14 protein-coding genes and 1 tRNA gene are annotated in these 13,131 nt (G+C 33.2%); 6 read left to right on the plus strand and 9 right to left on the minus strand.

Going from position 1 to position 13,131, the window contains the following annotated elements:
• Positions 1-36 precede the first annotated feature (36 nt).
• Genes ACP5O9_RS02180 through ACP5O9_RS02210 form a run of 7 tightly spaced genes read right to left on the minus strand, consistent with a single transcriptional unit; the run spans position 37 to position 4,820 of the window.
• Entirely contained in the window at positions 37-687 is a 651-nt protein-coding gene (locus ACP5O9_RS02180; RefSeq protein ID WP_428723359.1) for a hypothetical protein, read from the minus strand.
• A 2-nt stretch (positions 688-689) separates the two neighbouring features.
• Entirely contained in the window at positions 690-1,400 is a 711-nt protein-coding gene (rph, locus tag ACP5O9_RS02185) for a ribonuclease PH (RefSeq protein ID WP_353685826.1), read from the minus strand.
• Positions 1,401-2,207: a glutamate racemase gene (gene racE / locus ACP5O9_RS02190; protein WP_353685825.1), complete on the minus strand. Its 807-nt coding sequence runs from the start codon at positions 2,205-2,207 to the stop codon at positions 1,401-1,403.
• Positions 2,207-2,713 carry a GerMN domain-containing protein gene (locus tag ACP5O9_RS02195; protein WP_353685824.1) on the minus strand — a complete coding sequence of 169 codons (507 nt, stop codon included), beginning with the start codon at positions 2,711-2,713 and terminating at the stop codon, positions 2,207-2,209. The genes racE and ACP5O9_RS02195 overlap by 1 nt, the downstream gene beginning before the upstream one ends.
• The gene (locus tag ACP5O9_RS02200) at positions 2,706-3,668 is read right to left on the minus strand and encodes an N-acetylmuramoyl-L-alanine amidase (RefSeq protein ID WP_428723360.1); all 963 of its coding nucleotides are present in this window, start codon (positions 3,666-3,668) and stop codon (positions 2,706-2,708) included. The genes ACP5O9_RS02195 and ACP5O9_RS02200 overlap by 8 nt, the downstream gene beginning before the upstream one ends.
• A complete protein-coding gene (locus ACP5O9_RS02205; protein ID WP_353685822.1) occupies positions 3,665-4,432 on the minus strand; it encodes a sulfite exporter TauE/SafE family protein in 768 nt (255 codons plus the stop codon). The genes ACP5O9_RS02200 and ACP5O9_RS02205 overlap by 4 nt, the downstream gene beginning before the upstream one ends.
• Positions 4,433-4,472: 40 nt before the next feature.
• On the minus strand, positions 4,473-4,820 hold the full coding sequence (locus ACP5O9_RS02210) for an alanine-zipper protein (RefSeq protein ID WP_353685821.1): 348 nt from the start codon (positions 4,818-4,820) through the stop codon (positions 4,473-4,475).
• Between the two features lie 81 nt (positions 4,821-4,901).
• Between ACP5O9_RS02210 and ACP5O9_RS02215 the strand changes: the two genes are divergently transcribed.
• The 6 genes from ACP5O9_RS02215 to ACP5O9_RS02240 are packed head-to-tail and all read left to right on the plus strand — an operon-like array spanning position 4,902 to position 11,602.
• Positions 4,902-5,456, plus strand: a complete 555-nt coding sequence (locus ACP5O9_RS02215) for a DUF4390 domain-containing protein (protein WP_353685820.1) — start codon at positions 4,902-4,904, stop codon at positions 5,454-5,456.
• Positions 5,453-7,450, plus strand: a complete 1,998-nt coding sequence (locus tag ACP5O9_RS02220; protein ID WP_353685819.1) for a sensor histidine kinase — start codon at positions 5,453-5,455, stop codon at positions 7,448-7,450. The genes ACP5O9_RS02215 and ACP5O9_RS02220 overlap by 4 nt, the downstream gene beginning before the upstream one ends.
• Positions 7,447-8,820: a sigma-54-dependent transcriptional regulator gene (locus ACP5O9_RS02225; protein WP_424904905.1), complete on the plus strand. Its 1,374-nt coding sequence runs from the start codon at positions 7,447-7,449 to the stop codon at positions 8,818-8,820. The genes ACP5O9_RS02220 and ACP5O9_RS02225 overlap by 4 nt, the downstream gene beginning before the upstream one ends.
• A gap of 11 nt (positions 8,821-8,831) precedes the next feature.
• The gene (gene der, locus ACP5O9_RS02230; protein ID WP_428723361.1) at positions 8,832-10,175 is read left to right on the plus strand and encodes a ribosome biogenesis GTPase Der; all 1,344 of its coding nucleotides are present in this window, start codon (positions 8,832-8,834) and stop codon (positions 10,173-10,175) included.
• Positions 10,176-10,199: 24 nt separating this feature from the next.
• Positions 10,200-11,171, plus strand: coding sequence for an SDR family NAD(P)-dependent oxidoreductase (locus tag ACP5O9_RS02235; protein WP_353685816.1), 972 nt, complete (start codon positions 10,200-10,202; stop codon positions 11,169-11,171).
• An 11-nt stretch (positions 11,172-11,182) separates the two neighbouring features.
• Positions 11,183-11,602: a universal stress protein gene (locus ACP5O9_RS02240; protein WP_353684195.1), complete on the plus strand. Its 420-nt coding sequence runs from the start codon at positions 11,183-11,185 to the stop codon at positions 11,600-11,602.
• On the opposite strand, the gene ACP5O9_RS02245 is transcribed toward ACP5O9_RS02240, so the two are convergent.
• Complete coding sequence (locus ACP5O9_RS02245; RefSeq protein ID WP_428723362.1) at positions 11,574-12,647, minus strand: two-component system sensor histidine kinase NtrB; 1,074 nt, start codon at positions 12,645-12,647, stop codon at positions 11,574-11,576. The two genes, ACP5O9_RS02240 and ACP5O9_RS02245, sit on opposite strands and share 29 nt — an antisense overlap.
• 288 nt (positions 12,648-12,935) lie before the next feature.
• Positions 12,936-13,018: transfer RNA gene (locus tag ACP5O9_RS02250), tRNA-Leu, on the minus strand.
• Positions 13,019-13,131: the final 113 nt, after the last annotated feature.

Here is a 13,131-nt window from a genome sequence, read left to right on the forward strand (position 1 = left end):
TTGAGTATTATATATGATTAAGTTAATTTTAGTAAATTATGCGGATTTTTTCATTTTTAATGATTGTAAAATTTCAACAATCTTGAGATTAATTTTTTCACTTTTTCTTAATTCTCCTATATCAAGCTCTGGTTCTCCACAGATATCTGCAGCAATTATTTTGTTATTAGAAAGAAGGTTAAATAAAAAATTAAAAAGTTGTTGTGGAGATATACTGCCTTGTGTCCATCTTGTATTTAAATGTTTTTTATCAATTATGTCCTTGTCTATGCTCAAATAAATTGGAAGTTTTACTTCAAAGATTTTTCCAATGTTTGAAGAGTTTATGTAAAAGATTTCTTTAAGATTTTTAAGAAAACCTGCCCTGTAAATCCATGAATCACATCTTATAATATCTCCATTAAAGGCTCTCATATCAAGATGATTATCAATGACTAAAAGGGCAAAGTGTTCTTTTATTCTTTTAAGAAAAAGAAAGGAGATGTAATGATAATCTCCTTTACCGATAAAAGTTATTAAAGACTGATGTAGAGGAATTCTTTTTTCAATAAGTTTCAGACGATCTTCAGGACACATGAATTTTGTCTCTTTAAGAGAGCGCAGATCTATCTCTGCAAAAGCTTTTTTTCTTAAATTGCGCTGATAAAAGTATGTATCATCAAAATGCAGTATCAATACATGATACATACTCAATCAAGAGCATTTATAAGCCTCAATAACTCCCTTATTCCTTTTTCTGCCAGAGAAATTAGTTGAAGCAGATTTTCCTTAGAAAAAGGCATTAATTCTGCTGTTCCCTGAATTTCTACAAACTTTCCAGACCCTGTCATCACTATATTCATGTCAACCTCTGCCTGAGAGTCTTCCTGATAGCAGAGGTCAAGGCGGGGTTCACCTGAGACTATTCCAACACTTATAGCAGCAACACTGTCTTTCAAAGGATCTTCAGTAATCATTCCAGCATTCATTGCTTTTTTAATAGCTTCTCTTAAAGCTAAATACCCACCAGTTATTGAGGCTGTTCGGGTTCCTCCATCAGCTTCAATAACATCGCAGTCAATCCATATTGTTCTTTCTCCAAGTTTTTCAAGGTCAACAACTGCTCTCAATGATCTTCCAATGAGTCTTTGAATTTCATGAGTTCTTCCACCAACTCTGCCAGCAGTGGACTCTCTTAACATTCTTACTGGAGTTGACCGAGGAAGCATTCCGTACTCAGCTGTGATCCATCCTTTTTTCTGATCCTTTAAAAAAGGTGGAACTTTATTTTCTATTGATGCTGTGCATATTACTCTTGTATTACCAAGTTCAATTAAAACTGAACCATCAGCGTTTTTAATAAAGTTCTTTTCAATTTTTAAACTTCTGAGTTCATCATTTTTTCGTCCATCAGGCCTCATTTACTTTTCCTCCTCAAGAGATACTTTAAAAATATTGTTAATTTCATAGTTTAAAAATATTTCACCTATCTTTTTAAATCTCTCTGGTGAATCAGTTACATAAAAGGTTTTTAAACCATGCTCAGAGCTTTTATTTATAAGCTCTTGATGGATAAGTAGATTTTTTACTTCCAGAGCAATTTCCTGAGCGGAATCCACAAGCCTTATTCCTTCCATATATTTCTGAATAGTTTTTTTTAGCAAAGGATAATGGGTGCAACCGAGAATTAAAGTGTCAATTCCACTGTGTTTCAAATCTTTAAGATATTTTTCAACTACCAGTTCTGCAATGCTTCCCTCTAAAATTCCTTCTTCCACTAATGGAACGAATAAAGGACAGGCTTTTGAAATAACCTCTGTATCGGGTTTTAGTGTCTTAATTTTTTTAGGATAGGCTTCACTCTGAATAGTTGCTTCTGTTCCAATTATGCCGATTTTGCCGTTTTTTGTAACTTTTAATGCTGCCCTAACTCCGGGTTCAATAACACCAATAACAGGTACTGGTAATTTTTCTCTCAGAATTTCAAGGCTTACAGATGAAGAGGTATTACAAGCCACGACAAGCATTTTAATCTCTTTTTTAAAAAGAAAGCTTGCACATTCAAGAGAATATTTAATAACAGTTTCAGCAGAACGAATTCCATAGGGAACTCGTGCAGTATCACCAAGATACATGAGGTTTTCATTTGGAAGTAGCTTTGCAATTTCTTTTAAAACTGTTAAGCCTCCAATTCCAGAGTCAAAAATACCTATCGGTTTTTCTTGCATTAATTTTCCTCCACTGCTTCTTTTAAAGATGATGCAATTGAGATATGTCCTGATATAGTTTCAATTTCTCGGCTTTCTATCAATATTTTAATATCTTTTATCCACGGAAAGTTCTCTTTTAATGTTTTATAGAGGGATTTGAGCAAAAAATACTCCTCAAGCATACTTTGAGGTATGGCAAAATTTTTTGATAAATCTATATAAACGACATTTTCTTTGTCTCTGTATATGCCAAGAATTTTCGTTTCTTTTGAAGGTAGTTCTGATAAAAAAATTTCAAGAATTCTTTCAATATTTTTTAACTCTGAGCTTTCTTTCTCGAGATATATTTCTTTTATAACTATAGAATTTGAAGAAGGCAGGTATATTTTAAAGTTTACCATGGCTTGCTCTGTTTGAAATTTTTCAAAAGTTTTTTTCTCGTGTTTAAATAAAGTGAAATAAACTATAGTCGTTAATATTGCAACCAGTATTAAAGCTGAAATTGTAATTAATTTTTTATTCATCGTTTGTTTTTTGCACTTTTGTTTTAAAGTTTTCCAGAATTCCCTGAACAAGGACATCTATAATTTTGTTTACATAACTTTTCTCAGAAAATAAAGCTCTTTTAGGAATTTCAATCATCAAAGCTGGTTGACAAGCTTCTTTAAGAAGAGTGGCAGGCAGTTTTTCTGTATAAACAGGTTCTGAAAATTTCTCTTTTATTTTTTTTACAAAAATTTTTACTAAACTGTCTTCTTTAAGAAAAATCTTTGATGGATCATCTTTTGATATGTTTATTTTCTTTGGAGATGTATAAATAATGAAACTTTCTTCGCTTGAAAGATGAATACTTAACAAAACAGAAGGTTTTAAGGTATTTGCAATTTTTGACCTTTCTTTAAGGGATAAATTTTCATCAGTAGCTCTTGTAAGTGATGTTTTTATTCCTTTTTGTGCAAGCCTTGATGCTATTTCCTTGGAGATATACAGCACAAGCTCTTTTTCACTGCTATCTTTTTCCTTTATTCCTGAATCCAGCCCGCCATGTCCTGGATCAAGGAGTATTGATGCTGATTTAAATTTTTCTTCCTGTGGAGGCGATTCAAAAAATGCATCTATTACAAGTCTTGGTGGGGATTCAAGTCTTGAAATTTTTATTTTATTAATGTTTGAAGTGCTGATAATTAGACTACTATCACTTTTAAAAATTTTTAGATTATTTACTTTATCTTGATCGGATAAAACTTTTCCTTCAAATTCAATTTCAAATGAATTTAGAAAGCTTAATTTTAATTTACCATCATTCAGCAATTTTACATTTATTGAATGTGCAGTCTCAATTGTTTCGCATACCAGGACAAATCTATAAAAATCCTGATGTTTTCCGTATTTTAAAACTATTTTTTGAGCAGTCTCCTGAGCTAAGGCTGTTGATAAAATAGACAAAACTAAAATTATAAATACAGTTTTTTTAATCATTTAACAGGTTTTGGTGTTTTTAAGAATCTTATTCCTGTCCATATTATAATCAAGGCAAATATTACTCTCAAATAAGCATCACTAAGAACATGGGCAATGTTAGAGCCAATGTAAGTTCCAACAATAATACCAGAAATCAATCCGGGAAGGAGACCTTTAATGACATTACCAAGCCTTAAATGTGTATAAGCACCAACTGCGCCAGCAGGAACCATGCATAATAGAGATGTGCCCTGTGCTATGTGCTGACCATAATTTAATATAATAACAAGGGCAGGAACCATAACAGTGCCTCCACCTATGCCCATCATTCCAGCCAGAAAACCTGCAAAAATACCTATTATAAGAAGTGTGATAATCTTCGCAATTCCTTCAATTTCAAGATGATACAGCTCAGTAAGATAAGGTTTTGCAACAAGAATTAGGGCAGCAAAAATTAAAAAAGCACCGAAGGCTCTTTTAAGTTTCCATTCTGCAAGACTGTGTGCAAATCGTGCACCTGCCCGGGCAGTAAAAATCGCTGTTACTGCAAGGATCAAAGAAGCAACAACATCTACAGAACCCTTCATTCCGTAAGTAACAGCACCTGTGATACCTGTAAATACAAGAGCGAATAAACTTGTTCCATGTGCTTTGTGCTGGGTAATCTTAAGCACAGCCACCATTAGTGGAATCATAACCACTCCGCCACCAAGTCCAACAAGTCCGCCAAAACAGCCAGCAAGAACTCCTATCCATAGGGAATGGATAAACTGATTTTTCACAATCAAAAAATTTAATACTTATTAAGTTAAAATGTCAAATTTACTTTTTTTGTTGTAATTCAAAAGCTTTTTTAGATGTTTCTGCTGCAGCCTGAGCTTTTTTTGCAGCATCCTGAGCCTGCATAACTGCAGCCTGAGACTCTTTCACAGCTTCTTCTGATTTTTTCAATGCTTCTTTTGCTGTCCACTGCACAGAATCTACCTTAGAATCAACGGTTTTGATTTCTTTTTGAAGAGATGAAATCTCTTTGTTCATGTTTTCCAGTTGTTTTTCAATTTTTTCAAGTTTCTGATAAATTGGATCTGTTTGCTCCTTTACATACTCCTTTGTTGCACAACCACTTAACAAAATAAATGTTGTTCCTGCAATAATTAAAAACTTTTTCATTGTCCACCTCCAAATGCTTTAATTTTGTTTTTAACACAAAGATTAAGAAAAAGTAAAACAAAAAATAATATAATAAAACTGATGAAAAAATTCATAAGAAGGCTGATTATTAGTGTGGGATTTTTACTGCTTATCCCATTTCATGCCTGGGCAATTGAAAACATAAATATGGAGATTCAGAGAGACAATGCTTTCCTCATAGTAAAAGCTCGCATTATTCCTTCTCAAGAATTTATTGAAGATTTTAAAAATGGTTTAAGTAAAAATATTTTTATACTGATAGAGCTTTACAGAAGTTGGTCAATTATTCCAGATGAGTTTATAAGTGGAGTTCAGATACAGAGAGTTTTAATTTCGGATCCAATAAAAGATGAATTCATTGTAAAAACTTTGCAGGGAGAGACTTTAACAGAAAAAAGGTTTAAAAACTGGCAGGAGGCTCTGGACTGGGCTTTAAAAATAGAACCTGTAAAAATTGTAAATATCAATAATGTGGAAAGAGGTAAGTATTACATAAAAATTACAGTTGAATCAAACATAAAGAGGCTTCCTTCAATGCTTGAACATATTTTGTTTTTTATACCCACATATGAAAAAAAAATAACAAAAGAGTCAGAAAACTTTAGATTGCCATGAAAGAGAGACTAAAAAAATATTTTTTTCCTGTTTTTTTAACATCGCTACTTTTTATAGTTCTTGGTTTTGAAATATACCTTTTGAGGCTTCCACCTGAACAGATTCCTACAAGGTTTATAATCGTTTCACTTTTTGTAATAAACATAATCTCTCTTATAACCCTGGGATTTTTTGTCATAAGAAGCGTTTTCAGGCTTTATCTTGAAAAGCATAGAGAAGTCCCTGGATACAGATTCAGGATAAAAATAGTGACCATTTTTGTGGGATTGGTGCTCATCCCCTCAGCTCTTTTATTCATTGCCTTTAGCGGAGTTCTTGAAAATTCAATAGAAAGAATTTTTTCCAAATCAAACAGAGAAATTATATCAAAAACAGTTGATACAGTTAAGGCTTTTTACGATTTTGAAAAAGAAAAGCTTCTTAATCTTGCTGAAGACTTAAAAAATGGTAAAATCAGGGGCATTCCTCATGGAATTTCTGTTGAAAGATTGAAAACTTTTAAAACTGATATGCCAGAATCAGTAAAAGATGCTTTTCAGGGCAAGAAATCAGCTCAGATTGTCTCTTCTTCAGATGGAGATTTAGTTATTGTTGCAATACCTGACAGTAATGGTGTTTTGGTTTTAAAAATGATAATTCCTTCTGAGATAACAAAAAAGGTTGAGGAAGTTAAGGCTCATTACGAAGAGTATCTCAAAATGGGTTCTATGAGAAAAGCTGTTAAGTCAAACTATTTCATGTTTCTTGGATTTCTCAGTCTTATTATAGTTTTTTTAGCTTTATGGGCATCCTTAAAAATCTCCCAGGAAATTACAAATCCTCTTAAAGAGCTTGTTCAGGCAACCGAGCGTGTCTCAAAGGGAGATCTTAAAGTTAAAATTCTTACCAAAAGCTCGGATGAAATCGGAATTCTTGTTAATTCTTTCAATGAAATGATAGCAAAGCTTGATAAAGCCTATTTTGATCTATCAGAAAGAAATATTCTCCTTGAAAGAATGTTTTCCAATATTACTTCAGGAATTATTTTTATTGGACAGGGTGGAAAAATTTTCAAAATAAATAAAGCAGGAGAAGAAATACTACAAATTCCAGGAAATAAAATAGAAGGCAAACATTATGCAGAAATACTTGAATTTATTGAATCTGATGAGTTAAAAGAATTTATAAAAAAGCTTTCTGAGGAGCGAATTTATGAGATTTCCAAAGATTTAAATATCAAAATAAAAGGTAAAAATAAAATAATCAGGTCAAGATTTATTTCATTAAGAGAGTCTCAGGAAAGCGAAGCTACAGGAATTCTTGTAGTATTTGATGATATTACAGACATTGTTAAGGCACAACAGGCAATTGCATGGGAAGAGGTTGCAAGAAGACTTGCCCATGAGATAAAAAATCCTCTTACTCCAATTAAACTTGCTACGGAAAGACTAATAAAAAAATGGAAAAATAAAGAGGAGGATTTTGGCAGAGTCTTTGAAAAATCAACTCAGACAATTATCTCAGGAGTTGAATCTCTTAAGAATTTAATTGATGCCTTTCAGAAATTGGGTAAACTTCCTGATATTAAAAAAGAATCTGTAAATCCGCTAAACTTAATAGAAGATGTGATAGAACTTTATAAAGGATACAAGGATGTCAGAATAAATCTTGTATTGTGTGACGAAATTAAACATGTTTTACTTGATCCAGAGCAATTTAAAAGGGTTCTGATAAATATAATTGACAATGCAATAAAAGCTATGAATGGTAAAGGTGAAATAACAATATCTGTTAAACTAAATAATAATCTTGAGATAGAGGTGGCTGACACTGGTCCTGGTGTGGATGATGAAATAAAAGAAAAGTTGTTTTTACCATATTTTTCAAAAAACAAGGAAGGCACAGGTCTTGGACTTGCGATTGCAAGAAAAATTGTTAATGAACATGGTGGAAATATACATGTTATGGACAATAAACCACATGGAACAATCTTTAAAATAGAGGTGCCTGTTTGAAAGGAAAAGTTTTAATAGTTGATGATGAAATGGGAATTCTTGAGACTATCTCTGGAATTTTAGAAGATGAGGGATATAAAACTCTTACAGCAGTAGATGCAGAGGCTGCCATGGATATCCTTGATAAAGAAGTGATAGATTTAATTTTTCTTGATGTCTGGCTTCCTAAGATGAACGGAATTGAAGCAATAAAAAAGATAAAAGAAAAGGATTTTCATATTCCAGTTATCATGATTTCAGGACATGGAAATGTGGAAATAGCAGTTCAGGCTGTAAAACTTGGAGCCTTTGATTTTCTTGAAAAGCCTCTGTCAATGGAAAGGATTATATTGACTGCAGAAAGAGCATTAGAATTTAAACGCCTTGAACAAGAAAATATAAAGCTTCGTAGCAGTGTAACTAAAAGGTATGAACTTATTGGAAGTTCTCAAACAATGAAAAAAATAAAAACTCAGATTGAAATGATTGCTAAAGGAGACTCCAGGGTTTTAATACTCGGTGAGTCTGGAACTGGTAAAGAACTTGTAGCAAGAATGATTTATTTATTGAGTCCCAGAGCTACTGCTCCTTTTGTTGAAGTAAACTGCGCAGCAATTCCTCAGGAACTTATAGAAAGCGAACTTTTTGGACATGAAAAAGGAGCTTTTACCGGCGCAGTGGAAAGAAAGATTGGTAAGTTTGAGCTTGCCAATGAAGGAACTCTTTTTCTTGATGAAATTGGAGATATGTCTTTACTTACACAGGCAAAGCTTTTACGAGTGATTGAAACGCAGAAGTTTCAGAGAGTTGGAGGCACGAAGGATATAACAGTTAATGTTAGAATTATTTCAGCAACAAATAAAGACCTTACAGAAGAGATTAAAAAAGGCAATTTCCGTGAGGACCTTTACTGGAGACTTAATGTTGTTCCTATCTATATTCCTCCTTTAAGAGAAAGAAAAGAAGATATTCCAGAGTTGATTAATTATTTCATAAATGAGTTTAACAGGGAGAAAGGATGGAAAAAAAAGACAGTGCAGCCTCAGGCAATGAAAATGCTTCAGGATTATGACTGGCCCGGAAATGTGAGAGAACTAAGGAATGCCATAGAAAGGCTTATGATAATGGTTCCAAAAGATGTGATAGAGATTGAAGATATTGAAAATACTGGAATAATAAAAAATAAAGTAAGAGAAGAAACATATTTTTCTTATACCTCATTGAAACAAGCAAGAGATGCCTTTGAGAGAGAATTTATTTTGAGGAAACTTAAAGAGAATAACTGGAATATGACAAAAACAGCAGAAATGATAGGAATAGAAAGAAGCAATCTCTATAAAAAAATCAAAGCTTTTGGCATAGTTCTTCCCAAAGAGTTTTCAGAAAACTAAAGGAGATTTAAATGTTCACAGTGGTTATTGTAGGTCGTCCTAATGCTGGAAAGTCAACGCTTTTTAATAGAATGATTAAGTCTGATGATAAAATTAAAGCAATTACAGATAAACTTCCCGGAGTAACGAGAGATATAAACTATGGAGTTGCAAAATGGGAGGACAAAACATTTACCGTAGTTGATACAGGAGGTTTTTTCCCTGAACAGAAGGCTGAAAATATAATTCAGAAACAGATGCTTGAACAGATTGAGATTGCCATATCAGAGGCAGATTTAATAATTCATCTACTTGATGGCAAAGAGGGGCTTGTTCCAGACGATATTGAAACAGCAAGATGGTTAAGGCAAACAGAAAAGGAGATTCTATGGGTTGTGAACAAAATAGATGACCCTTCAAAACTCAGTAGAATATACGAGTTTTATAGCATAGGAACAGAACAACTTATACCGATTTCAGCTCTAACAGGTTATGGATTTGAAGAATTGATTGAAAAAATTATTGAAAGACTCCCTCTAACTCAATCATTAAAATCAGAAGAAGAACTGCCAAAAATAGCTATTGTTGGCAGGCCCAATGTGGGAAAATCAACGATTATCAATGCCTTGCTTGGCAAAAAAAGAATGATAGTAAGTCCATTGCCTGGAACCACCAGAGATGCTATTGATGCAGTATGCACATACTACGGTAAAAAATATCTATTGATAGACACAGCAGGGATAAAGAGGCTTTCTTACTACAAAAGGGAAATATCCCAGCAAGTCTATGTTGAAAAGCTTTCATACTTTAAAGCATTAAGAAGTATTGAAAGGGCTGATATTGCAGTGCTTGTTGTAGATGCTACTGAAGGAATTGTAAATCAGGATCAAAAAATTGCTGGCATAGTGGCTGAGCAGAAAAAAGGATTGATAATTTTAATTAATAAATGGGATTTAATTCCACAGGATGAAAGAGACAGAAAGGCAAAAATTTTTGCAGAGGAAATAAGAAGAAAACTCTGGTTTGTGGATTATGCTCCATATCTGACTGTTTCTGCAACAAATAAAACAAGACTTACAAAAATTTTCCCTATTATTGACCAGATTTTAGAGGAATACGCTAAAAGAGTATCCACATCTGAGTTGAATAAACTTTTTAATCAGAAATTGAAAGATGTGGTACTTTCCTCAGGTGGAAAGGAGTTAAAGTTTTATTACATAACCCAGGTTGATGTAGAACCACCTACATTTGTTGTTTTTGTTAATGATAAATCAGCAGTCAAACAGCATCATATCAAATTTATTGAAAAACTTTTGCGAGAGACATTTAATTTTGAATTTTCTCCCATAAGCATAAAAGTTAAACAAAGAAAATAACTTTTTATGTTAAAATAAAAAACTATGCAAACAATTTTTGTAACAGGAGCTGCTGGCTTTATAGGATGGGCAACGTGCAGATTACTTTTAAATCAAGGTTTTACAGTTATAGGCATTGACAATGTGAATGACTACTATGACCCAAAAATTAAAGAATTAAGGCTTCAGGATCTAAGAAAATTTCAGAATTTTATTTTTTATAAAGCAGACATTGAAGATTTTGAGATACTGAAAAACATTTTTAAAACTCACAAAATAGATGCTGTTATTAATCTTGCAGCCAGGGCAGGTGTCAGGGCATCTGTTGAAAACCCCTGGGGTTATCTTCAGACAAATGTAGCAGGAACAATCAATCTTCTTGAATGTATGAAGGAACATGAGATTAAAAAATTTATTCTTGCATCAACATCAAGTGTTTATGGTGATACAGAAAAAATGCCCTTTAAGGTTTCTGATGCCACAGATAAACCTCTTGCTCCTTATCCTGCCTCAAAGAAGGCTGCAGAGCTTTTCTGTTATAGCTATCACTATCTTTATGGGATAAATACAATAATTCCAAGATATTTTACAGTTTATGGACCCTTTGGAAGGCCTGATATGAGCATTTTCAGATTTATCAAGAAAATAGACTCTGAAGAGCCAATAACTGTTTATGGAGATGGAAAGCAGAAAAGAGATTTTACATTTGTTGAAGATATTGCAGAGGCAACAGTAGCGTGTCTGAATCTTGAAGGATATAAGATTTTGAATCTCGGTAATGACAGACCTGTGGAACTCATTTATGTAATAAATTTAATAGAGGAAGTTCTTCAAAAAAAGGCAAAAATTCAGTGGCAGCCAAGACATCCAGCAGACATTTATGCAACATGGGCAGACATCTCTGAGGCAAAACAGTATATAGGATGGTCTCCAAAGGTTTCAATAGAAGAAGGAATTCAGATTACCGTTGACTGGTTCAAGAAAAACAGAGAGTTACTGAAGGACATTAAGATATAAAGGAGGAAAAGATGCAGAGAATTTTGGTAGCTCATGATGGCTCAAAGGCATCAGACAAAGCATTAAGAAAGGCGCTGGAGATTGCTTTAAGCATGAATTCATCTCTCACTGTGCTTGCAGTAGTTCCAGAGCTTTATCTTACAGAGCTTTCTGATGCTGACAGACAGAGAATTACGGAAGTGCTTAAAAGAGAGACCGAGGAAAATATGGAAAGGATAAGAAAATCTCTTTCTGGAAAACCTATTGAGATTAAATTTCTTGTAAGAGAAGGAGACCCTGCTGAAAAAATTCTTGAAACAGCTCATAAAATGAAGGTTGACCTTATTGTTACAGGTTCTCATGGAAAACACGGTACAAAAAAGTTTCTCATTGGAAGCGTATCTGCTAAAGTTGTTGAATATTCTAAGTGTCCTGTTCTTGTTGTAAAGTAGCAAGAGGGAAAAATATTTTTACTGTTGTCCCAGTATGGGGAGAGCTTTTTAATTCAATAAATCCATTATGTTTTTGAACTATATTTTTTACAATTGACAGTCCCATTCCAAATTTTCTTGGATCTTGAGTAAACAGAGGTTCAAAACATTTTTCCAGTGTTTCTTTATCCATACCAACTCCGTTGTCAGAAATTGTAAGAACAATTTTTTCTTCAGTGTCAATTTTGATTTTTTCAGTTGAGATTGATATAACTCCTTCATCAGGTATAGCATTTTTAGCATTTTGAACAAGTTCAACAAGAACTTCTCTGAGCTGCTGTGGGTCTCCTTTAATTAAAGGACTTTCCTTAGATAAAGAAATCTTCAGATTTATTTTTTCACCTGCTATATTTTTGAGCACATCTTTAGTGGAAATAACAAGAAAATTCAGATCAAAAACTTTTGTCATAGAAGGAGCTTTTCTCAAGGCAAGCAAGTCCTGAATCAATTTAACACCTTTTTCAACAGATTCAATTAATTTTTCAATGTATGGAGAATAATTTTTGTCTGTAACTCTCTCTTTCAGCAATTGGGCAAATCCATAGATCCCGTTAAATATATTGTTAAACTGATGTGTGAGATTATTTAGAACTTCATAAATTCCTTCAAGTTTTATAGCTTCCTTGAATTTTTCATTAATTATTTTCTTTTCTGTTACTTCTTTTCCGATTTCAAAGACAGCCTTTATTTCTCCATTTTCCTTAAGCGGAAATCCAGTTAAAATATAGTGTCTTCCTTCATCTGATATTCTTTCAGCAGTTTCTGTATTGCCTGTTTGAAGGGCTTTAACGCATGGACAGCCTTCACATGGACTACTTCTTTTATGCCACAGGCTATAACATTTTTTACCTTTAACATCCTCAGGATTCATGCCTAATCTTTCAGCAAAGGCTTTATTAGCCCATAGAATATTTAACTCTTTATCCATAATAGACATGTTGTGATCAAGGCTATCAAAGATAGAAACTAAAGATTCTTCTGTTAGTTTAAATTGCAGTGATTTCATTGAATAAAAGAGGGCTTATTTAAAAAGTTTTGCAAATATTGGCAATACCTAACTTCTCGGGGGAGGGGGGGTAAATGTAGTTTTAACTTTCTATGACTAAATTTGGCAAATATGTCTTTCCCACCTATAGATGCATAAAACATGTCAAACAATGGCGATTTCTTGAAAATCAAAAAACATAACATTCTCAAATACCTCTACTCCTGATTCCGAGCTTCTTTGGTGTGATTCAGCTTTTCTTTTATCATTTTTATTGAACAGTTTTTCAGTTTACCTTCATCAACAAAATGCCGGTGGTGGGATTTGAACCCACACGGGATTGCTCCCAACGGATTTTGAGTCCGCCGCGTCTGCCGTTCCACCACACCGGCTATTTAAAAAACAATAGCATAAAAAATCATAAAAAATCAATGTGTTTCAAATGGTTTTAAATACCTCCTTATTGCCTCACATAAATTTAATTCCTCTTTTATTTCTTCTGCTA

This window comes from Thermodesulfovibrio sp. (assembly GCF_049969575.1).
GTDB classification, from domain to species: Bacteria; Nitrospirota; Thermodesulfovibrionia; order Thermodesulfovibrionales; family Thermodesulfovibrionaceae; genus Thermodesulfovibrio; species Thermodesulfovibrio obliviosus.